The 20,265-nt window shown below is 50.8% G+C and carries 20 protein-coding genes and 1 rRNA gene; 2 read left to right on the forward strand and 19 right to left on the reverse strand.

Going from position 1 to position 20,265, the window contains the following annotated elements; all coding sequences use genetic code 11:
• Positions 1-97: ribosomal RNA gene (locus tag KJS63_RS23230) — 16S ribosomal RNA — on the reverse strand; the annotation flags it as partial.
• Positions 98-414: 317 nt separating this feature from the next.
• Positions 415-1,293 (reverse strand): nucleotidyltransferase-like protein, encoded by an 879-nt coding sequence (locus KJS63_RS23235; RefSeq protein ID WP_213621304.1) that lies wholly within the window; start codon positions 1,291-1,293, stop codon positions 415-417.
• Between the two features lie 122 nt (positions 1,294-1,415).
• Between KJS63_RS23235 and KJS63_RS23240 the strand changes: the two genes are divergently transcribed.
• The gene (locus KJS63_RS23240) at positions 1,416-1,796 is read left to right on the forward strand and encodes a DUF2614 family zinc ribbon-containing protein (protein WP_068620176.1); all 381 of its coding nucleotides are present in this window, start codon (positions 1,416-1,418) and stop codon (positions 1,794-1,796) included.
• 110 nt (positions 1,797-1,906) lie between these two features.
• On the opposite strand, the gene KJS63_RS23245 is transcribed toward KJS63_RS23240, so the two are convergent.
• From KJS63_RS23245 to uptA, 11 genes are all read right to left on the reverse strand, one after another.
• Positions 1,907-3,628: a glycosyl hydrolase family 18 protein gene (locus KJS63_RS23245; RefSeq protein WP_306432925.1), complete on the reverse strand. Its 1,722-nt coding sequence runs from the start codon at positions 3,626-3,628 to the stop codon at positions 1,907-1,909.
• A 95-nt stretch (positions 3,629-3,723) separates the two neighbouring features.
• Complete coding sequence (perR, locus tag KJS63_RS23250) at positions 3,724-4,149, reverse strand: peroxide-responsive transcriptional repressor PerR (RefSeq protein ID WP_068620177.1); 426 nt, start codon at positions 4,147-4,149, stop codon at positions 3,724-3,726.
• 120 nt (positions 4,150-4,269) lie between these two features.
• Positions 4,270-6,081 carry a DUF4097 family beta strand repeat-containing protein gene (locus KJS63_RS23255; protein WP_244862751.1) on the reverse strand — a complete coding sequence of 604 codons (1,812 nt, stop codon included), beginning with the start codon at positions 6,079-6,081 and terminating at the stop codon, positions 4,270-4,272.
• A gap of 162 nt (positions 6,082-6,243) precedes the next feature.
• Positions 6,244-6,639 (reverse strand): GNAT family N-acetyltransferase, encoded by a 396-nt coding sequence (locus KJS63_RS23260; protein WP_306432926.1) that lies wholly within the window; start codon positions 6,637-6,639, stop codon positions 6,244-6,246.
• Between the two features lie 67 nt (positions 6,640-6,706).
• The gene (gene gatB, locus KJS63_RS23265; protein WP_213621306.1) at positions 6,707-8,146 is read right to left on the reverse strand and encodes an Asp-tRNA(Asn)/Glu-tRNA(Gln) amidotransferase subunit GatB; all 1,440 of its coding nucleotides are present in this window, start codon (positions 8,144-8,146) and stop codon (positions 6,707-6,709) included.
• A 24-nt stretch (positions 8,147-8,170) separates the two neighbouring features.
• Positions 8,171-9,625, reverse strand: a complete 1,455-nt coding sequence (gatA, locus tag KJS63_RS23270) for an Asp-tRNA(Asn)/Glu-tRNA(Gln) amidotransferase subunit GatA (RefSeq protein WP_213621307.1) — start codon at positions 9,623-9,625, stop codon at positions 8,171-8,173.
• 25 nt (positions 9,626-9,650) lie between these two features.
• On the reverse strand, positions 9,651-9,938 hold the full coding sequence (gene gatC / locus KJS63_RS23275; RefSeq protein ID WP_068620181.1) for an Asp-tRNA(Asn)/Glu-tRNA(Gln) amidotransferase subunit GatC: 288 nt from the start codon (positions 9,936-9,938) through the stop codon (positions 9,651-9,653).
• Between the two features lie 297 nt (positions 9,939-10,235).
• Positions 10,236-10,619, reverse strand: a complete 384-nt coding sequence (locus KJS63_RS23280; protein WP_068620182.1) for an ATPase — start codon at positions 10,617-10,619, stop codon at positions 10,236-10,238.
• A 511-nt stretch (positions 10,620-11,130) separates the two neighbouring features.
• Complete coding sequence (locus tag KJS63_RS23285) at positions 11,131-11,757, reverse strand: MBL fold metallo-hydrolase (RefSeq protein WP_213621308.1); 627 nt, start codon at positions 11,755-11,757, stop codon at positions 11,131-11,133.
• 3 nt (positions 11,758-11,760) lie between these two features.
• Positions 11,761-12,333, reverse strand: coding sequence for a thioredoxin family protein (locus KJS63_RS23290; protein ID WP_213621309.1), 573 nt, complete (start codon positions 12,331-12,333; stop codon positions 11,761-11,763).
• The gene (uptA, locus tag KJS63_RS23295; RefSeq protein ID WP_068620186.1) at positions 12,330-12,947 is read right to left on the reverse strand and encodes an undecaprenyl phosphate transporter UptA; all 618 of its coding nucleotides are present in this window, start codon (positions 12,945-12,947) and stop codon (positions 12,330-12,332) included. The genes KJS63_RS23290 and uptA overlap by 4 nt, the downstream gene beginning before the upstream one ends.
• 137 nt (positions 12,948-13,084) lie before the next feature.
• Between uptA and KJS63_RS23300 the strand changes: the two genes are divergently transcribed.
• Positions 13,085-13,396, forward strand: a complete 312-nt coding sequence (locus tag KJS63_RS23300; RefSeq protein WP_213621403.1) for a dehydrogenase — start codon at positions 13,085-13,087, stop codon at positions 13,394-13,396.
• Positions 13,397-13,775: 379 nt separating this feature from the next.
• Here the strand turns inward: KJS63_RS23300 and KJS63_RS23305 are convergent, their stop codons facing one another.
• The 6 genes from KJS63_RS23305 to KJS63_RS23330 form a co-directional block, all read right to left on the reverse strand.
• Positions 13,776-16,460 carry an O-antigen ligase family protein gene (locus KJS63_RS23305; RefSeq protein WP_213621310.1) on the reverse strand — a complete coding sequence of 895 codons (2,685 nt, stop codon included), beginning with the start codon at positions 16,458-16,460 and terminating at the stop codon, positions 13,776-13,778.
• Between the two features lie 295 nt (positions 16,461-16,755).
• Complete coding sequence (locus KJS63_RS23310) at positions 16,756-17,934, reverse strand: class I SAM-dependent methyltransferase (RefSeq protein WP_213621404.1); 1,179 nt, start codon at positions 17,932-17,934, stop codon at positions 16,756-16,758.
• 46 nt (positions 17,935-17,980) lie between these two features.
• Positions 17,981-18,631 carry a DUF6483 family protein gene (locus KJS63_RS23315; RefSeq protein ID WP_213621311.1) on the reverse strand — a complete coding sequence of 217 codons (651 nt, stop codon included), beginning with the start codon at positions 18,629-18,631 and terminating at the stop codon, positions 17,981-17,983.
• Between the two features lie 146 nt (positions 18,632-18,777).
• Positions 18,778-18,993 (reverse strand): bacteriocin immunity protein, encoded by a 216-nt coding sequence (locus KJS63_RS23320; RefSeq protein ID WP_068620192.1) that lies wholly within the window; start codon positions 18,991-18,993, stop codon positions 18,778-18,780.
• Positions 18,990-19,148, reverse strand: a complete 159-nt coding sequence (locus KJS63_RS23325; protein WP_213621312.1) for a hypothetical protein — start codon at positions 19,146-19,148, stop codon at positions 18,990-18,992. The genes KJS63_RS23320 and KJS63_RS23325 overlap by 4 nt, the downstream gene beginning before the upstream one ends.
• Positions 19,149-19,425: 277 nt before the next feature.
• Positions 19,426-20,211, reverse strand: coding sequence for an alpha/beta fold hydrolase (locus KJS63_RS23330; RefSeq protein WP_213621313.1), 786 nt, complete (start codon positions 20,209-20,211; stop codon positions 19,426-19,428).
• Positions 20,212-20,265 lie beyond the last annotated feature (54 nt).

The raw sequence follows: 20,265 nt of genomic DNA on the forward strand, positions 1-20,265 counted from the left end.
TCTCTGGAGAGCAAGCTCTCCATCAAGTCCGCTCGACTTGCATGTATTAGGCACGCCGCCAGCGTTCGTCCTGAGCCAGGATCAAACTCTCCATTAAAGTGTTTGACTTGCTCATTTTGAAACTGACGAGAATTTTAATTCTCATTCGATCAAAGAACCAAAGTTCTTCAATCTTGTATCTCACTCGTTGTTCAGTTTTCAAAGATCAAACTCGCTTTTGTTCATCACCGCGTTGTCTCAGCGGCGACTTTTATAATATATCATGTTCGCTATCTAATAGTCAAGAACTTTTTTGAAAAATTATTTGATTCAATTTCGCGAAAGTTCTACAACCTTTTTAGCAGCGAGTTATAATTTATCATACATCCACCAGATGCGTCAACCCATCTAAAATTCCTATTTTCCCCAGGCCTTCTAATTAGCCCAATAACGGATATGACGTGAGGTCGAACCGCCTCCCTGATGCCCCAATGACGTCTCTCTAACGAGAGAACGGTATACCAGTTTCCGCAGAAGCATGGGCAGTTCCTCGCGTACCGGCACCAAATCCGGATGCATACATAACTCCTGTATACTCCAAGGTTCGTGTCTGCTGCTTAATATATTCAGCAGGAATTTGCAGCAATGAGCCATTTTGGACATTACCGAGAACTCACAAGCCAGCAAAACAAGCTGTATCCGCTGTTCAAGCGTCTCGCTGCTCTCCGTAATTTCCTCATACAGCTTGAATACTACAGATCCCCTGTGGCTGATTTGCTCCCATACACATCCGCCAGGCTGTATTCCCTGCTCCAATAATTCTAATCGGGCATAGTGATGAAGTGCTTCAAGAACGCTGTGATAAGCATCCATGAAATATCTGTCTTCACTGTATCTCTTGGCTTCTAGATATCTGCGAAGAAATCTGGAGAACTCTCTGAACAGGCTTTGCTCCTTCAATGTCTGTTCCAACTCCATAATCTGAGAACGCAGATCAACCACTCTCCCTTGAGTTTCCCATATAATTTCGCCTTTCATAAAACAATGCATGATCTCCCTATGCTCCCCAGAAAGTGTCCACTGAATCATATCCTCTTGGGAGACATATAAAACCTGATACTGCAAGTTTCCTTTAACACAGTGTTCAATCTGCAGACTCAAATCACGATTGTCGCAAATGATTAAGACCAGAAGCTCAAAATCATGCAGAAGCGAGCCATGAAATCCTCCGCCGGAATGCCGGTAACCGATGGCGCCTACCGCATGGTGTTCTACCGTGTGATCATTCACCAAAGAAAAAAGAGTAGATTCCACAGCAACCTCCAACCTTGGCGAGTTCTCGCCGATTCGATATAATATAGTTCTACACAGCATTCAAGTTTCCTTCTTCTAATCTGTAGTCAATCCTAATCTATTCAGAATTGAGGGTATAATCTATGTTGTTTAAATCCAGTAAAATTAATGAGTTCCGGCTATGGGGACTGCTTCTTACGATGCTGGGAATGGGACTAATGGTTCTTGGTACGGCAGGCATTGTATTCTGGGGTCAATCGGGAAAAATTATTGCGGCGATCGGGCTGGTTATCGGCCTTATCAGCATGATGGGCAGCCTTGGTATCTACTTCTGGGCGGGGATGTTGTCCACAACGGCCGTTCAATTAGAATGCCCAGAATGTCATAAGCTGACCAAAATGCTGGGCAAAACAGACCGGTGCATGTTCTGCAAAACCATACTCACCCTCGATCCAGAAAAAGCCAACATTACAGCAGATGAGCTTGAGAAGCAGCAGGCCATTTCCGGGGCAGAGTCAAAATAAACAACGTATGAACGGCTTCCCAGCCTTAAGTGGCTGGATACTACAAAAGGGCCTGCATCCCAAAGACGCAGACCCTCTTTTTATATCTAAAAATAAATGAGTTCTATATATTATTCGGCGATTGCCTTTAATTCCTGCCAGGCCTCCGGGGAAGCAAACCCACGGGTCCATGAGGCGACTCCAGCCAAATTTAGCTCTTCGGCAAGCTCTACACGCTGTCTGATGGAGTAGGCATCCTCAAGCCATATTTTTTTCTTGATTCCATTCTCCTCATACTCTACATAATGCTGTCCTGCATTCTCATCAACTGTAGGGGTCAACTTAAAGCTCTTGATAATATCCTGAGCCTTCTTCATACCGATCGCTTTGGAACTGACCTTCGTCTTTCCATTCTTAATTTCCTCACTCCAGACCCTGGTATACAACGGCACACTCAGAATCAGCTTGTCCGAAGGAACACGATCCTCCTCCAAGAGACGATTCACAGCTGCCCGCGTCCAAGGCAGGGAGGCGACTGAGCCTGCAACAGGACTTGCCGCCCAGTGCTCATCGTAAGCCATTAGCATGATATAATCAACCAATCCGCCAAGGGACTCTCTGTCGAGAAACTTGGACCACATCTCACTGTTTGACTTGGGGGTAACGTCAACCGATATCACAAGTCCCTGTTCCTTAGCGAGCGGCATGAGCTCGCGCACAAACTGGGTTACATTCTCTCCGTCCTCTGTGCGCACATTCTCAAAATCAATATTGATGCCGTCCAGCCGGTACAGCTTGGCATAATGGAGAATTTGAACTATCGAACGCAGACGGTTCTCAAAGGTGGATAAGGCCTTTGTTGTTCTGTCCGCGTCAAAAGCGTTGCTGAAAAGGGCCCATACCTGCATCTTGTTGTTATGCGCCCAGGTTACATAAACGTCGTCGGCCTTGCTCTGAACATTCCCGCTGTCATCCATGATTTGAAACCAGGTTGGACTAACCACATTAACTCCCGGCAGCGTACCGATCACCTTAGGGTCTGCAGGCTTCTGATACACCGCCTCCCAAGTAAGGTTGACCTTCTTAGAATTCCATTTTTGCTGAGCAGTATTCGGGAGCTCCTGAACTTCTGGAACAGTTCTTAGTTCCTTCAAGGCAACATCTTCCCGCTTTACATAGCCAGCATAACCGCTGTCCATTTGAACGAAAGCCCAATCGCCCGCATTCCGGATCAGCCTGACAGGGGCTCCCGGCGGAATATCATAGAGGATGGGCGCATGAATGCTATCTTCTCTCCTTAAAGGCACCGTATCCGAGGAGCTGCCGATGATCTTGGCGGACTGGACTTTTTCCCCCGCCTTCATCAGCACAACCGCTCCTGTAGTTTTGTCCTCTTTGAACTCCAACCCATAGAGCTTCTTAAGCAGCGAGACAGGCAGATATTGAACTCCCTTTACCGTTGTAGGAGCGAACAGCAGCTTGAGCGGTCTGTTATTCATCTTCGCATCCTTATGATCGATCTTAAGATGAACAAGTTCTTTGGGAGTTGTGATAATGACCGATTCCGTTTCCTTCTCGTAACGGATGTTAGGATCAATTATCTCCCGGATCACGGGAAGCGGCAGCTTCAGGCTGTCCCCTGTACCGGAGGCTGAGTACTTCATCGCCTTACCCTCCACAAAGATCGGTTTCTTCATCGACTTCCACTCAGGATCCACGTGCTGCCAATTCGGCAGCCACAAATATACCGCTCCCAGGGCGGCTGCAGCTAACAGGATCAGGGTCAGCCATACTTTGCCCCTGGATTTCTTTTTCCCCATCCGATATCCCTGCCGGTGCTTCGAATTTCTCAATATCCTGTACCTCCATGATTTACTTCGGCTAGAAAAATAAAAAAACGTGAAGAATTCCAGTCGGAATTCCGCACGTAATATTGGCTCTCCAGCCCTTAGTGGCCTCGGCAATCGTTACAAACGCCATAGAACTCCATCCGGTGTCCGAACACCCGAAAACCGGTGCTTTGCTCCGCCTTACGTTCTACTTCTGTCAAGGGTTCATAATTAAAATCTCTGATCTTACCGCAGGATTGGCAGATGACATGGTAATGATCCGACACATCCGCATCAAAGCGGCTGGAATTGTCCCCGTAGGTGAGTTCCCGGACCATACCTGCCTCCAAAAACATCTTTAAGTTATTATATACGGTAGCCACACTCATGCTTGGAAACCGTGGCTCAAGTGCCCGGTATATCTCATCCGCGGTCGGATGCCCCATGGACTCCATCAAATAAGTCAAAATGGCGTGACGCTGCGGCGTGATGCGGACACCGTTAGTTTTCAGTTGGTCTAACGCATTCTGTACGCGCGTAGTCAATAGGTCCACCGCCTTTAGTTCGCTGCTCTCACTTACACAGCTTTAACATTGATAACATTATTGTACGTTTACAAGAATTCGTTTGTCAACGGAGCATGGCACACCAGGGCTTTTCGGGTCCTAATTTGAATATCTTTTGACAATTAGATCACTGTTGCCCTCCACATTAATTTTATATTTTCCAGTTAAGAGAGTACCCTTGATCGTTTTGTTATCAATTTCAAAAGGCAGGTTGGTCTTAATCTCACCATAACCGCTCGATCCGTTTAAGGCGTAGTCTCCCAACTCCGGAATTTGGAGATCAATCTCCCCGACGGCGCTGTACACCGACCAATCTCCGCCGATAACGGACGACCGGACTGAGATTTGTCCATTGAGCGATTCCGCCTGCAGCTTATAATACACTCCATCCACCGATACGTTGCCATTGCGGGTATTGGCGGTTATATCATCATCAGCGCGGATAACAGTTATATCTCCAATCATCGTATTCAATTTTAGAGGACCGAAAATATCCATCCCAATCATCTTGCCCCCCAAGGATTCCGCATCCACCTTACCTATAACGTTGTGAAGCTCCACCCGGCCGCTGAGAGTCTTGGCCGTCACATCCCCAGTCACGTTGCTCATATATATATTTCCTCTGCCCGTCTGAAGTGAAATATCTGTGACCGCCTGCAAATTCACCAGCGAAATTCCGCCGCTTGTGGTACTGATATTAAAATCGAACTTCCGGTTCTCCGGAACGATGATGGTTAAGTTCACCCTCGGATGCCGGCTGCCAGATGTCCCATACGTCCGATCCTTTACCGATATTCCCACACGGGCGCCTTCGGTTACCTGAACACTGAGATCTTTAGCAATCTTCTCAGCCTCCGATGCTTCAACGCCGTCAATCCACACCTTGGACTTCACCACGATCTCCTCAACCGCGCCCCGCTCTACCTCGATTTTGCCATTGATTCCGTCTATCATCACTTCTGAGGTCTTCAGATCCACCGGCACCTTTATAGGTTCGCGGGTTTCACTATAGCCCTTCTCATCACTGAATTCCGTCCCTGCTGCGGTGAGGTCCAAGCTTACCCGATTCCATAAATGAAGATAGTGGTCCTGCTGGGTAACCGCAAATACGGAAAACCCTATAAATGCGGAGACTATCAATCCTTTGATATCCAGCCGGAATCTCCGCTCCAGCTTGGAACGCTTCCACCTCTTCCACAAAAAGAGAATGATATATTCAATCCCGAGCAAAATTAGAATAACCGGCCACCAGTCCAGCAGAAAAATAATGTAGTCCTGCTTCGCCCACTGATCAAGCAGAATCAGAACTCCAAGCACTGCCATTACTGCTGAAGCTGTGAAGCGTCCTGTCCTTACTAGTCTGCGCCGCGCCTCATGAACGGCCATCCCTATGCCGCATGCTATAAGGAAAGCCGCTGCAATGTAACCCGCGCCATATTGAATAACCCAGGCCAGCCAAGGCGGCTTCACATGGAACAAGAACACCAGCACGCCTCCAGCGATTAACAGCAGTCCGTAACCCACTTGACCGAATACACCTGCTCGTGAGGCTTCTATTTCCCCGCTCAGCCTCCTTCCATTCAGCGCATCTGTATTTTGCAGGACATCATAGACACTGTAGAAGTAGACGATCGGAATCAGCAGGCCAAGCAGAATAAGCCAGGGAACATTAACCCCCAGTTTGGCGGAGGAAAAATAAAGAATGGCGGACACATCCAGCACGATCAGATAAATTAGAAATATTCCTTTGCGAAACAAACGTAAATATAAATGGCCTAATCCAGGGAACAATGCAGCCAGCAAACCCGCAATAAACTTGCGTTTTCGCCGTCTCGGCTTAAATCCCGCGCCACGCTTGGCAGCCGGAACCTCGGCTTCTCCCCCAGACTCAGGTGGAAGATTCAAGGACATTCCCGTGACTCCTCTCCGGTCTTTAATTCTCTATGCATTTCTCATTTAGATCATACCCGATCCGCTCCTATAGCGTAACTTGGTAGTGGGTGGAAAGCAAAGATCCCCCCATGACTATGAATGGGGGGATCAGCTTCTGAACCACTAAGCAGAGACTATCGGTCACATCTCCCGCTGCATCAAAGTGAGCTCTACGCCATAATCTACCGTCCTGGCTCCAGCAGGAATGAAGCCGAATTTCCGATACAACTCCACAGCGGGTGTGTTTAGTGTACCTGCGTATACGCTGAACCTTTGGACATGCGGATTGTGTATCAGCACATGCTCCAAAAGACGGGACCCGATACCCTGCCTGAGATGAGAGGGCTCAACCATTAATCTTGTAATCATCATATTCCCAGGCTGTTCCTCAGTTACAGCAATAGCTCCAAGCAGATCGCCATCCTCCGAAATTTCACCGTAGAAAGCTTCAGAGGAAGCAGACAACGAATCAAAGGTCTCCGGGAGAACAGGGGTATGATGAAGCCCAAGCATGCTGGCTTCCAGGCGGAAAGCCATATGCTGGAGCCTCCAGATTTGCTGAACAATATCCGGGTCCTGCAATGAAAGCCGCCCAATCATCGCTTTATTGCTTCAAAACATCGACCAACAGTTTATTGACAAGTCCAGGGTTCGCTTTGCCCTTGCTGCGCTTCATGACTTGTCCAACCAGAAAGCCTATTGCTTTGTCCTTACCAGCCTTGTAATCCTCGACCGAAGCCGGATTCTCTGCAATCACTTCGTTCACAATAGCCAGGATAGCCCCTTCATCACTGATTTGGACCAATCCCTGCTCCTCGACAATAGTCTGAGGAAGCTTGCCGCTGCTGAGCATTTCTTTAAATACCGTCTTGGCGATCTTCGAGCTGATCGTGCCTTTCTCAATCAGACCGATCATTTCGCCCAACCCCTGCCCAGTAAGCTTCACTTCTGAAAGCTCCTGCCCGGTGCTGTTCAAGTGTCCCAGCAGATCGCCCATAATCCAGTTGGATACAGACTTCGCATCCGAGGTATACTTCAAACTCTCTTCGAACAAGTCCGCAACAGGCTTGGATGAAGTAATGACCTCAGCATCATAGCTCGGCAATCCCAGTTCCGACGTATAGCGGGCTTTGCGGGCATCCGGCAGCTCCGGAATCGTTGCACGGATGCGGTCCTTCCATTCCTGGTCAATATGCACTGTTACGAGATCTGGGTCCGGGAAGTAGCGGTAATCGTGCGCCTGCTCCTTGCCACGCATGGACAGCGTCTTGCCTTGAGCCTCGTCCCATCGGCGGGTCTCTTGAACAATTTTCTCTCCTTCATCCAACAGCTCAGCTTGTCGGTACTGCTCATATTCAAGACCGCGCTGCACACCGCGGAAGGAGTTCATATTCTTCAGCTCGGCCTTGGTGCCAAGCTCCTTCTGCCCGTGAGGGCGAAGGCTGATGTTGGCGTCGCAGCGGAGCGAGCCCTCTTCCATTTTGACATCCGATACATCACAGTACTGCATAATGGCACGCATCTTCTCCAGGTAAGCCCGGGCTTCCTCAGGGGAAGAGATCTCAGGCTCAGAGACGATCTCAATCAGCGGAGTGCCTGCACGGTTGAAGTCAACCAGGGAAGCATACCCTCCATCGATATGCGTCAGCTTACCGGCATCTTCCTCAAGATGAAGACGATTGATTCCGATACGTTTCGTAGTCCCGTTCACTTCGATATCAATATAACCGTTCAAGCCGATGGGCTGGTCATATTGGGAGATCTGATAAGCCTTCGGAGAGTCCGGGTAGAAATAATTCTTCCGGTCGAACTTGCTGACATCGCCGATTTCGCAATTCAGCGCCATCGCTGCTTTGATGGCATATTCCACCGCCTGGCGGTTGAGTACAGGCAGCACGCCTGGGTGGCCGAGGCACACAGGACAAGTGTGGGAGTTAGGCGGCGCACCGAATTCGGTGGAGCAGCCGCAGAATATTTTGGACTTCGTATGCAGCTCCACGTGCACCTCCAGTCCGATCACCGTTTCATATTTCGATGTTGACATGGGATACCTCCTAATACTTCTCTATTATAGAACCGGGCGTTGTTTGTGATGCTTGGTGTGTACTTCATAAGCATGAGCTGTGCGGAGAATGGTGCTCTCATCAAAAGCCTTGCCGATAATCTGTAGTCCGACCGGCAGCCCATCCGCGAAACCGCATGGAACGCTTAATGCCGGAACTCCAGCAAGGCTGACAGGTATGGTCAGAATGTCGTTCAAGTACATGGTGAGCGGATCATCTACCTGGGATCCCAACTGGAACGCCGTGGTAGGAGCCGTTGGTCCGATAATAACATCATATTTCTCAAAGGTCTGGTCAAAATCCCGCTTGATCAAAGTGCGCACTTTCTGTGCTTTCAAATAATACGCATCATAGTAACCGGAGCTAAGCGCATAGGTACCCAGCATGATCCGGCGCTTCACTTCCGGACCGAAGCCTTGGCTTCTGGATTCATGATATAGGTCCAGCAGGCCGCCGCCATGATCCGCACGCACCCCATATCTTACCCCATCAAATCTGGACAGATTGGAAGAAGCTTCAGAGGAAGCCAGGAGATAGTACGCCGCAACAGCATATTCAGTATGAGGGAGAGAAACCTCTTCCCATACAGCTCCAAGGCTCTCCAGCACACGAAGCGCTTCAAGCACCGCTTCCTTCACCTTCGGATCGACACCTTCAAGATATTCCTTCGGAACGGCAATGCGAAGGCCCTTGATATCCCCAGTCAAGGCGCTGACATAATCATCGACCTCTACGTTGGCCGAAGTAGAATCTTTGGCGTCATAACCTGCTATAGCCTGCAGCACATATGCCGCGTCCTCCACGTTCTTAGTTACAGGACCAATCTGATCCAGTGAGGAAGCAAAAGCAACCAATCCATACCGGGACACACGCCCGTAGGTTGGCTTAAGACCAACAACACCGCAGTAGGAAGCAGGCTGGCGGATAGAACCTCCGGTGTCAGAGCCCAGAGTAAAATAAGCCTCGCCTGCGGCAACCGCTGCCGCCGAACCCCCGCTGGAGCCTCCAGGCACGCGGCTGAGGTCCCACGGGTTGCGGGTAGGATGATAGCTCGAATTCTCATTGGAGCCGCCCATAGCGAACTCGTCCATGTTCAGCTTGCCGATGGTAACCGAATCAGCCTGCTTCAGCTTGGTCACCGCGGTACCGTCATAAATCGGATTATAATTGGACAGGAACTGGCTGGCGCACGTGGTGCGGAGCCCTTCAGTCACCATATTATCCTTGATGCCCACAGGAAGACCGAACAGAAGTCCCTTCTCTTCACCAGACACCAGCTTGTTGTCAAGGCGTGCAGCCGCAGCGCGTGCTCCCGCCTCATCCAGAGTCAGATATGCCTGAATACGCTCGTCCTTCTGACGGATCGCCTCAAAAGCCTCTCCCACAAGATCAGATACTGACAACTCCTTGGCATGAAGCTTGTTATGTATCTCTTGTAAACGCAAATCAAATAATGACACTCTAGCTTCCTCCCTTCAATTCGTCTTATTCAAGCACAGCCGGTACTTTGAACTGCCCATCTTCCTCATCCGGTGCATTAAGGAATACCTTCTCGGCAGGCAGGCTCTCCTTCACTACATCATCCCGCATCACATTGCTTAAATGCAGAACGTGAGTGGTAGGCTCCACGCCATCCGTGTCCAGTTCATTCAATTTCTCCGCATATTGTAAAATAGCGCTGAGCTGATCCGTAAAAGTCTCTTTCTCCTCTGGAGTCAGATTCAATCTTGCCAGCCTGGCCACATGTTCCACGTCTTTGGTCGTAATACTCATTTCGGTCGTTCCCTCCTAAAATGATTTATGATCAGCTTAAGCCCAGTAGGGCGGATCTTCGCCTATTCCTATAATCCGTATAATTATATTGTAGATAAGCCCATAATTCAATTGGGGTAGTCAAAGATCCAATCTATAATCCTGTTTCTTGCCGGCTTAGAGGATATCCGCCCGAACCTGCAGCCTAAAATGGGGTGTCCGGCAGACGAGAAGTCTCCTAAAGATATCCTTTCTCTAGACCCTCTTGGTTAGATGGTGACAACAAAAAAAGAGCCGGCATCCGCCGACCCTTCCTAATTAAATCCAGGCACGTAAATTCACTTGCTTGATAAATTCCGCCTGAGACATAGCTTCCTGTACTGCTCCCTCATCTTCTTTCGACTGTTCCGACTCTCCGTTCATCACCTGAAAAAAGAGCTGCTCATTATGTGTGCTTAGAGCAAAATCGATCAGCGCTTCGCGTTCAACGCGATCCACTTCCTGCTGAATCAGGACTTCTTCAGATTCGATATCACTTGACGGAACAAAATAGTTCCGGTTAGTCTTCGGAGAACGGACGACATAATCAAAAGCATTGTCCGGGTTACGATCGTAAGCAATAATGTAGCCGTATCCTCCAATAGGAAGATTCTGCTCAAAGGCGTCCGCGACGATAACAATTCTCTCTCCTAAACGCAGCATCGTCTACCTCCCCCATATGTTGTTCGTGCTATTCTAATATCCTACTAAAAATCAATAGGAATGTCCACGAAAAAGGGAGAAAGTTGTCGGACAATTTTACGAAACCTGATGGATTAGCTGGTAGAGTTCCGGTGCCGCTCAAGTTTCTTGTGCCAAGGCTCATGAACTCCAGCCCTATTCCGCTTAATGTGCCTCCATCCTGGAAAGAAACTGGCGGAGGACTCTTCTCGTTCCTCCAAGCCGCGATCCTTCCGTACAACCTTGTTCCCCCTGCCAGAATCCAATGAATGCGATCTCAAAAATTCCATGCTCTAAAATCCCCCATTATTGATTTCATAATCTAAAAAAGGACAAAAAAAGAACGCAAACCGGGATAATCCACAGCTTGCGTGCTTCGCGTAAGTAATAACATTCAATTAATATACATTCTAACAAAGAGTGTTCAGTTTGTCCATAGTTTTTACCCGAATTTGACAAATGAAAGCGCATCCTGTCATCTCTCACTATGAAACTAGGAAACGTACGGATTGTTTGCTTTCTCAAATCCAATGGACGTTTTGGGACCATGACCTGGGTATACCTTCACTTCGTCCGGCATACGGAACAGCTTGCCTCGGATCGAATCGTACAGATCACGCTCCCGTCCACCAGGCAGGTCAGTGCGCCCTACACTCATTTTGAACAAGACATCTCCTGAGAACAAATCCTGACCACACAGGAAACTCACACTGCCCGGGGAATGGCCGGGAGTGTGGTACACGGTAAATTCATGTCCCACAAATTGCAGCTTCTGCCCTTCGGCCAAGTCGTACTCAGCCGGATCGGTGGCATAAGGCCCGCTCACCTCAGTCCAGAGCAGTGAGCCGTTAAGCTTGGGACTTGTCAGCCATTCTGCCTCCAAAGGATGCACGTACACAGGGCACTTTTTCATTTTGCGGATTTCGTCCACCCCGCCAATGTGATCAAAATGGGCATGAGTAAGCAGAATGGCTTCGATCTCAAGATGCTCGATCCGCCGGATCAAGGCAGCAGGATTCATTCCGGGATCAATAATAATCGCCTTGCCTTCCTCATCTCCCCGAATCAGGTAGGCATTGGTCTGAAGCGGTCCAAGTGCAAAAGTTTCAATTTTCAGCATGGTTTACAGTCCTGAAATCAGGTCACGCAGCTCGGAAATAATCACGGCGTGCACCTCGTTCCCTTCTCCGTATTTCTCAATCAACAGCTTGCGGGTCTCAGCCAGCTTCTCTTCATAGTCTGGAGCCTCCCGGTCCGGATTCTCCTGCTTGAAGCGCACCATAACCTCCTGCACATGCTTAGGACGGGGGCCCCACTGGCCAAGCACATGGCCACCTGTATCCGCGAAGATGACGATCGGAACAGATCGGCCGCCCATCGTCAGGAATTGATCCATCAAATCCAGATTGTCTTCCAGGATCAGCACCTCAACCGGGAACCCGGATACCTCAAGAGCCCGGAATACAACAGGAATATTGCGAACCACGTCGCCGCACCAGTCCGCAGCCAGAATCAGTACCCGAATATCATCCCGATGGTTCAGACTTTCAAAAAACTCACGTTCCTCATCGCTTGCCCACTGAAACTGCTCATACCCAGATTGGAAAGCTTCCTGGTTGCGTGTCATGCTGTCCATGAACTGTTTCGGGGTTAAGCCTGTACGAAATTTGTAGCTTACATTTGTCTTCGTGCTCATACGGATGCCCCTTTCTTTTTCTTCGAACTGTACCATTTATAAAGGACATATACAATGAGAATGGCAAGTGCCACGAGCAGGAATGGCGTGACGTACGGAGCGGCCTTCTCATGAATGTGCTCCCATTGATTGCCGAGAGCTCTGCCCAAATATACGAACAGAAAAGACCACGGAATAGATGCAAGCACCGTCAACAGGGAGAAGCGGAGCAGCGACATCTTCGCAATTCCCGCAGGAATGGAGATGACCTGCCGCATCACTGGGACAAACCGGGCAGTAAAGACAATTCCCGACCCATACTTGTTGAACCAGTTCTCCGCTATATCCATATGATGTGGTTTAATCTTGATGTATTTACCGAATTTGTCAAGGAAGGGACGCCCTCCGAAGCGGCCGATCGCATACAGAATCCACTGCTGGACCAGCGCCCCGACCGTACCGAAGAATACGGCCCAATAGAAGTTAAGATCACCTTTGTAGACTAAAAAACCACCGTAGGCCAGAACAATCTCGCTGGGGATAACTTCTAAAGCCAATCCCAGCACAATTCCGAAATAACCAAGGCCCCGGATCAATTCAAATAATTGCCCAATTACATTAGATAGGATTTCCACTCTCGACCCACTCTCTCCATAATTTCTATTTGAAGTCTATTCTATCATAGCGTGGTACATGCATTCTACTTTGTGAATAGCGGAAGTATCCACGGGAATTCAGGGCGCATATGCTGATTGGAAAAGGAGTTGGTATGATGCCCGCATTCCAGGACAAACACAAATCCTCCTTGCCTTCCCCGCGGAGGATCCGGCGCGGCTGCAGCAAAGAGCTGTACCGCACGGTAAAACGGATGAAAATTTATATACCCGAAGGCAAAGTTAAGGAGGGCGAAGACCTCTATTACCGGAAGGTTATCGGCAACCTCCTCTGGATCCATGAGAACAGCAGCAACCGCAAAGTCCTCTCGGACTGGTGGGATGAGGCGGTCAGCGGAGAGCTTGCAGAGCTCTGGGAAGTTGACCGTGTTAAGCTCTCAGAGGCATTCAGGGATGCCTTCGGAGGTTAGAGTTTGCTGTCCAAGGCAGCAAGGGCTCCGAGGCAGCAAGAGCTGAAAGACAATGCAGGTGCTCGGAGACCGTGGAAAAAGCATGACATCTTGAGGGGCAAATATTCCCTAACTTTTAACATACCAGCAGATCCGGTAATTCCCCCTATATAAGATCTGAATACGACACCCTCCTGCACTGCAAGTTCCATCCCCCCGTATCTGAGGTGGTCCTGTAACCCTTGATTCGAAAAGAACAGGGGTATCCAGCCCAGAACAATACCCCGAGGGAAATCGTTAGAGCGTTCCCCAAACGCTGCCTTGGTAAATGCCGCAAATGTACGGGGCTAGATAGGTTGCCAATTGAGCTGCATGTGCATCTATATAAGCTATGTGATAGCTAGCTCCGTCCGCTGAAAGCTACGTATGGCGGGGAGGGGAAGCCCAGCAAACCCCAAAGGCGTTCGGCCTCACGCCGGGCCTCGTCTGTGACCGTAAATTTGCGGTCATTGCGAATTCCCTTCCCGGCTGCCCATTCCGCCGCCTTGCGGTAGCCGTCATACAGCCGGAGTCCCGTCAGCACGGCGGTGCGAGACTCCTTCCTTCTTCCGGCCTGGCTTAAACGCAGGCCAAGCCGGCCGAGCTCGTGGAGAGCGGCTGTGATCCGGCGGCTGTGATAGCGGTCCAGTCTGACCGCTATCTCGGCAGCCTTCGCCGCCTCGGGCCTGTCCAGCTTGAACTGGGCCTTGGCCAGTGCCCACCAAAGCTCACTCATCTGCGGGCTAAAGCGTATCCCTCCCCGAAGAATATGCTCTGCTGACAGAAGAGGCAGTTCAGCCGCAAGAGCAATTCTTGGCCCTGTCCGGTAGGGATTCAGATCAAGGGCCTTCTCCAAGAGCACCCTTGCCTGCTGAGCCTTTCCCTTGGACAAAAGCACCGCTGCTTCCGCAGTCAGCCGTTCACCGGCCAGCATACGCAGGCTGACCAGGCTCATAAAAGCAAGAACACCGGCCATGGTCAGGGCTGTTATTCCCCGGAACAGGCCATGTATGCCCCTGCTGCTCCCTCCTCCCCTGCGGACAGCTTTCCCAGCTGGCACTGAGCCACCGAACACCCGCTTAATCGAGGTGTTCCATATTGAACGCAGGGCTGGCCATGGCGGGGAAGACATGTATGTCCCAAGGGCAAGTGCTAAACGGGTAGGCGGCAAACTGAGGAAAAAACGTCCAAGTTCCGCCTGGCTTCCGCTCCCGGATTGGTTGTTTCGTCTAAACCAGGGAATACGCCGAAGAGCCTTATTGTATCCCTGGATAGATACAACTGCCTTCCTGAGCTTAGAGAAGTTCGTCAGGCGGATCGTCCTCTCTTTTCCTGCAGTTTTCCAAGGGCGCCCCTGCACAGCGCCCATCTCCGCCAGCCCGAGCACTCCAAGCCACAGGAGAAGAAGCCAAGTCAGGCCATAGCTCATGTCAAAGTCCACTCCCGCATGAAGAACGAGCACTAAGTATGGGGCAAGTAAAAGGCTTCTCCGTTTCAGCAGGAGGAATCCCACTGTGGTAAACCACAGCACCAAAACAAGCAGTCCCGGAATTCCCAGGTTAAGCAGCATATCCAGATAACCGCTGTGTACCTGCGCACCTACATAAGGCTCTGTCTGTACGCTCCTGTATACAGATCTCCATACCCCTCCTCCCCCGCCCCACCAGGGGTTCGTTCCAATCTGCCACAGCGCGTCGCGGTACATCAACAGACGCGCCGATACTGTGCTTGTCCCCGTACGAAGGACAAGCTCCCCCGACCCGGCCGTCATAAGCTGAGACGGCAGCACAGCCCTCGCCGCCCAGCCTGCGCAGGCCAAGGCCACCGCGTAGCGGTGCAGGCGCCGTGCCTCCGGCGCCCCGGCATGGAAGGCCATGCTGGACAGGCCCAGCACGGCCGCACCAGTGCCCGCCAGCTGCAGCAGCCCTGGCCCCGGCATCGGGGCCAGATCCGCTTCGGCCAGCTGGCGGTACAGCCACAGACCGCCGGCCAGGATGGCGGCGGTCTGCAGCAGCAGCTGCCGCCGGGCTGTGCGGCCGGCCAGCGCAAGCAGCACGGCCCCGCCTGCGGCCGTGCACAGCCAGGCCCCGCGCGACTCCGTCAGCAGCAGGCCGGCCGCGCAGCCGAAGGCGAGCAGAACATGAACCGCCCGCTGCAGCGCCGGGCGTGCCGCCGCCTGCTTGAGCGCCGCCAGCCGCTCAAGCAGCAGGGCCCCGAACACAGCACCTAGCGTGTTCGGGTACTGGAGCAGGCCGCCGAGCCGGACTCCGGCGGCGGACAGCTCCGCGCTTGCGGTGCGCAGCAGCGCATGCGGCAGCGGCGCGAGCCCGTACACCGCCGCGAGGCTGGTGGCGATGAGCAGGGCGGCGCAGACCGCGAGGCCCCCGCGCAGCCGGGCCCGTGCCTGGCGCGTACCAGCCGCGGCGGCAAGCGCTGCGGCGATCACACCGCAGAAGGCCCAGCGCAGCGCCTGGTCCAGCGTGTCCTGCATGGACAGCGGCGAAGCCGGGAGATGCGCGAGATACAGCGCGGACAGGACAAACGCCGGGATGGCATACAGAAACGGTGAGCGCAGCAGGTTCTTTTGATCCGATGCATCAAGTTCACCGGCTGATTGCTCTGTCTTCCTGCCAGTCCAATGCGCAAGATACTCTGTGGACAGTGATGGCGCACTGGGGTGCAGAAGCCGGGAGTCCAGCAGGCTCTTTTCACCTGATGCATCAAGTTCACCAACTGATTGCTTTCTCTTCCTGCCAGTCCAATGCGCAAGATACTCCGCAGACAGAGACGGCGCGCTGGCGTGCAGAAACCGGGAGTCCGGCAGGCTCTTTTCACCTGATGCATCAAGTTCACCAACTGATTGCCTTGTCTTCCTGCCGAACTGCCAGATTCTCAGCACTCTCCAGATGACCGCCGCCGCAGCTGCTGCGAACCCCCCAACCATGAACGGATACATGCCCCTCCCCTCATAGAATCCGGTGAAAAAACAGGATACTGTAAGCAATACGGCAAGCCAGGCAGCAAGCCTGCTCGCTCTATCTTCCATGGTACATCCTCCACCTAAAAATAGTCTGAACACCGTTAAGCTTATTAGACATGGCTTCATGCCTTATTGATGAGCAACAAAAAAAGCCAACCCTGTTCCCAGTGTTGACTTTCTATAACTCCCGCAAACTTAAAGGCGAGGGCAATCGCTTTAGAAAACGACATCTCGCCCTATCATTTACTAGATGAAACGCTGCTTAATAAACTTACGGATGCTGCCGGTAATTTGTTTTTATAAGATTTCTAAAATGCAAATTCGTTCCCACCAGCAACCGGACTGAATGCCTTAAGCTCGCTTAAGCCTCTCCTGCCTCTGCCGGAAGCAGGTCACGGCAGGCGTTCTCCAGGTATGGCTCCGCATGAAGGAAATCCCGGAAAGCGGTATATTCAGCCCACAGCTTCGGCAAGCTGCCGGAGGACCCCTTCACCGCGCGGATTAAAATATTTTTAGGCGTATGCTCCATATCAATAAACTCCAGCAGCTGCGTCTTGTATCCCATAATATCCAGAAGCTTCGCCCGGATCGCGTCCGTAGCCAACGCCGAGAAGCGTTCTTTCAAAATTCCGTGGGACAACAGCGGGTTCATTACGGGTGCATCCACTTGGGCGAACAGCTCATGCTGGCAGCATGGAACGGATAGAATTACGGAGGCATTCCAGCGGACCGCCTTTTCCAAGGCCGCATCCGTAGCGGTATCACAGGCATGCAGCGTGACTACCATATCCACTTGGGACAACTCATCGTATTCGGCGATATCACCAACCAGGAAGCGCAGGTTCGAATAACCAAGACGCGTTGCAAGCGCACTGCAGTGTGCAATCACATCCGCTTTAAGATCAAGTCCAACCACATTTAAGGTTCTGCGCCGCTCGATGGACAGGTAATGGTAAAGAGCAAAAGTCAGATATGATTTGCCGCATCCAAAATCCACGATCGTGAGCGGCCGGTCTTCCGGCAGATGGGCAGTGACATCCTGAACCATCTCCAGGAAGCGGTTAATCTGCTTGAACTTGTCGTACTTCCTCGCAAGAACCTTTCCTTCGTCATTCATAATCCCAAGCTCGACCAAAAAAGGCACAGGCTGGCCTTCCTCCAGAATATACTGCTTCTTCCGGTTATGCGTCAGTGAAGTGCTCTTCTTCGTCGGAGACTTGGTCAGAATGGACACCTTAAATTTTTTGCTGATCAGCACCTGGTAATCAGCCTCTTCCGTACAGATCAGTCCCTGACGAAAGGTCTCCCCGAACATGTCCATAACACGCTCCTCAAGTTCTACAGCCGGGATGTTCTCGTGGGTCACCTTGTTCTCATAATAGAATGCGAACTGGTAGTGTAGGGCCTTCTTCAGTTCAACCGGTTTGATGACCACCTTGGTATAGGCCACTTCCCCGGCTTTCCGCCGCTGGCTAAGCGTTGCGGTAATTAATGAAGCATTCTCAACGATTTGATGTATTAGTTTGCGTAAAGCATCCATTTGTATTGACAGCTCTCTTTCCGTAATCATTTATGTCCTCAGCTGCTCAAACCTGATACCGTCTCAACCCTGCCCTGCCTTCCTCGATCTCAGCTGCCGGCAGTCCACCCTCTTCAAGCTGCTGCGGGTTTAACGCGAGCAGACGATCATAGAATTGTTCGGCTTGGGCTGGGGTTATGGCTTTCTGTTCAAGCAGCCGATATAACGAATTCTCGGCCCAATCATAACGCCCCTGGCTCTCTTCATATTCAAACAGCAAGGACTCCGTTTCTAACGGAAGCACATAGCCCTTTAGCGTTGTCTGAAGCTCCCGGACCTGCGTATCCAGATCCCACAGTGAACGGTCTGCTCCATTCAAAGCGGCATACAGAAACAGATGGAGAGATTTGATGGAACGGATAATTCCCGCTTCTTCCTGCCGGTTATCCAGATATATGAGACCTTCTTCCTTCATGAGCCTCGCCGCGCTCTGAAGCTTGTCCACTTCAACCACGCCGCCGGTACGGAACAGCTCGATAAGATCACGGGTGGACAGCGTATTCATCATATCACTGCTGAGCCGGAAGTGCCGCTTAAACTGTTCATCCAACTGCCACAGCGCCTCCGTATGCTTTTTCTGCTGTCTTGCTCCAAGCACGGTGGCTACAGCCTCCAACATCTCCTCGACCATTCGAAGCAGATAATCCTTCCTTAACATCCGCATCCCTCCTTCTATTCCCGGTACACGCCCCCCTGGCGATTTATGATTGAAATTGTAAGTGATTTTCATGAAGATTGCCAGTTTACTCCCCGGGTTCATGACATAAATAAAGCCAGGGGCCCTGGGACCCCCGGCAATTCTCTTTACAAAATAATAGGTTTGTAGCTCATTGCTTTATCAACTATCTCTTCTGGGCTATATTCTATATCACTCCAGAATATTAAATTTGAGACATTTGGATCTGGAACATTTCTGACAAGCAAATTCATCATCTCATCTATTTCGTGCTCTGTTCCTTCACAATTCATAATTTTTCTAACGAGAATAATCAATTCATCTCTACTTAATTGTTTGTTCATTCTTTACCTCTAAAATGAAATTCTCGGCGGTTTTTCTTACTTGGAATGGCGGAAATTGCAGCTTGTTCCTCTAATAATTGACGTATCCAGTTGATGTCGTAGGGCCGGTCGGCCAGCACTTGCTTTTGGGTTACGTCCAACTGACTTTTAACCATTCGTATCCGGCTGCCGAGTCGTGGCTTTGACCTCCGTTCAGCACATAACGAAGCGGGTTGCCGAGGACGTCAACAAACGCATGAATTTTGGTTGTTGCCCCCCCTCTGGATCGCCCAATCGCTTGCTTAAGGGCTCCCCTTTTGCACCCGCTCCATGCTGATGGACACGAACAATCGCAGCGTCAAGCATAATATTTTCAAAGTCGGGTTCGATGGAAACTTGTTCTAATACCCAGTCCCAAATGCTAAGCGCGTATCAAGCGTCTATAGTCAGCAATTAAAGCTGCTTCATGAAGGCAGTAATCACTTCGGTAAGCTTCTCTGGAGCCTCATACATGCTCATGTGACCTGCTCCTGGAATAACCGCCTCTGTCACTTGGCTGCCTTTAGCGGTAAATGTCTTCTCAGCCGGAATAACGGCATCATTCTCGCCTGCAATCAATAGCAACGGCAAAGCTGCTGCGGACATCACATCCGTGCGATCCGGGCGCTCACGCATAGCCATTGCCACTCCCGCGGCTCCTTGCGGAGGTGTCCGGTACCCGATCTCCTTCACTCTCGTCACTTCAGAAGCAAGCTTCTCCAGATTGTCTTTCGCAAACAAACCAGGTACCAGTCCCTCAACAAAGGTGGTGATTCCTTCACCCTGAATGGTTGATACGGCTTTCAGCCTTTTTTCCTTTGCTTCCTCGCTGTCCGGGTATCCGGTAGAATGCAGAAGACCAAAACCTTTCAGTTGTGAGGCATAACGCTGAACCAGCGACAGGGTGACATATCCGCCAAGAGAGTGGCCAATCAGTGTATATTGGCTAACCCCAAGCGTATCCAAGAGCCCTTTAATATCGTCGGCCATCTGCTCGATAGTATATGCGCCCATCGGAGCATCGGACAGGCCATGGCCTCTCAAATCCGGGGTTATCACACGAAACTCCTTGCTGAGCGTAGGCACGATTCGTTCAAAGTAGGCGGAGCTCCCGCAGAATCCATGGAGCAGAACCAACACATCCCCTTCACCACGATCATCATAGGCAATGACTGTACCGTTTACAGTAGCTTTGTCCATTATATATTCCTTCTTTCCCTTATATGTAATATGGATATTCTTATTATTAAGCTA

Source organism: Paenibacillus sp. J22TS3, assembly GCF_018403205.1.
In the GTDB taxonomy this organism is placed as follows: domain Bacteria; phylum Bacillota; class Bacilli; order Paenibacillales; family Paenibacillaceae; genus Fontibacillus; species Fontibacillus tuaregi.

Excerpts from the sequence above, each read along its gene's own strand:
- KJS63_RS23240 (WP_068620176.1), top strand. The coding sequence starts at position 1,416 with ATGTTGTTTAAATCCAGTAAAATTAATGAGTTCCGGCTATGGGGACTG.
- KJS63_RS23255 (WP_244862751.1), bottom strand. The coding sequence starts at position 6,081 with ATGTCCTTGAATCTTCCACCTGAGTCTGGGGGAGAAGCCGAGGTTCCG.
- KJS63_RS23260 (WP_306432926.1), bottom strand. The coding sequence starts at position 6,639 with ATGGCTTTCCGCCTGGAAGCCAGCATGCTTGGGCTTCATCATACCCCT.
- gatB (WP_213621306.1), bottom strand. The coding sequence starts at position 8,146 with ATGTCAACATCGAAATATGAAACGGTGATCGGACTGGAGGTGCACGTG.
- gatC (WP_068620181.1), bottom strand. The coding sequence starts at position 9,938 with ATGAGTATTACGACCAAAGACGTGGAACATGTGGCCAGGCTGGCAAGA.
- KJS63_RS23280 (WP_068620182.1), bottom strand. The coding sequence starts at position 10,619 with ATGCTGCGTTTAGGAGAGAGAATTGTTATCGTCGCGGACGCCTTTGAG.
- KJS63_RS23285 (WP_213621308.1), bottom strand. The coding sequence starts at position 11,757 with ATGCTGAAAATTGAAACTTTTGCACTTGGACCGCTTCAGACCAATGCC.
- KJS63_RS23290 (WP_213621309.1), bottom strand. The coding sequence starts at position 12,333 with ATGAGCACGAAGACAAATGTAAGCTACAAATTTCGTACAGGCTTAACC.
- KJS63_RS23300 (WP_213621403.1), top strand. The coding sequence starts at position 13,085 with ATGCCCGCATTCCAGGACAAACACAAATCCTCCTTGCCTTCCCCGCGG.
- KJS63_RS23305 (WP_213621310.1), bottom strand. The coding sequence starts at position 16,460 with ATGGAAGATAGAGCGAGCAGGCTTGCTGCCTGGCTTGCCGTATTGCTT.
- KJS63_RS23310 (WP_213621404.1), bottom strand. The coding sequence starts at position 17,934 with ATGGATGCTTTACGCAAACTAATACATCAAATCGTTGAGAATGCTTCA.
- KJS63_RS23315 (WP_213621311.1), bottom strand. The coding sequence starts at position 18,631 with ATGTTAAGGAAGGATTATCTGCTTCGAATGGTCGAGGAGATGTTGGAG.
- KJS63_RS23320 (WP_068620192.1), bottom strand. The coding sequence starts at position 18,993 with ATGAACAAACAATTAAGTAGAGATGAATTGATTATTCTCGTTAGAAAA.
- KJS63_RS23325 (WP_213621312.1), bottom strand. The coding sequence starts at position 19,148 with ATGGTTAAAAGTCAGTTGGACGTAACCCAAAAGCAAGTGCTGGCCGAC.
- KJS63_RS23330 (WP_213621313.1), bottom strand. The coding sequence starts at position 20,211 with ATGGACAAAGCTACTGTAAACGGTACAGTCATTGCCTATGATGATCGT.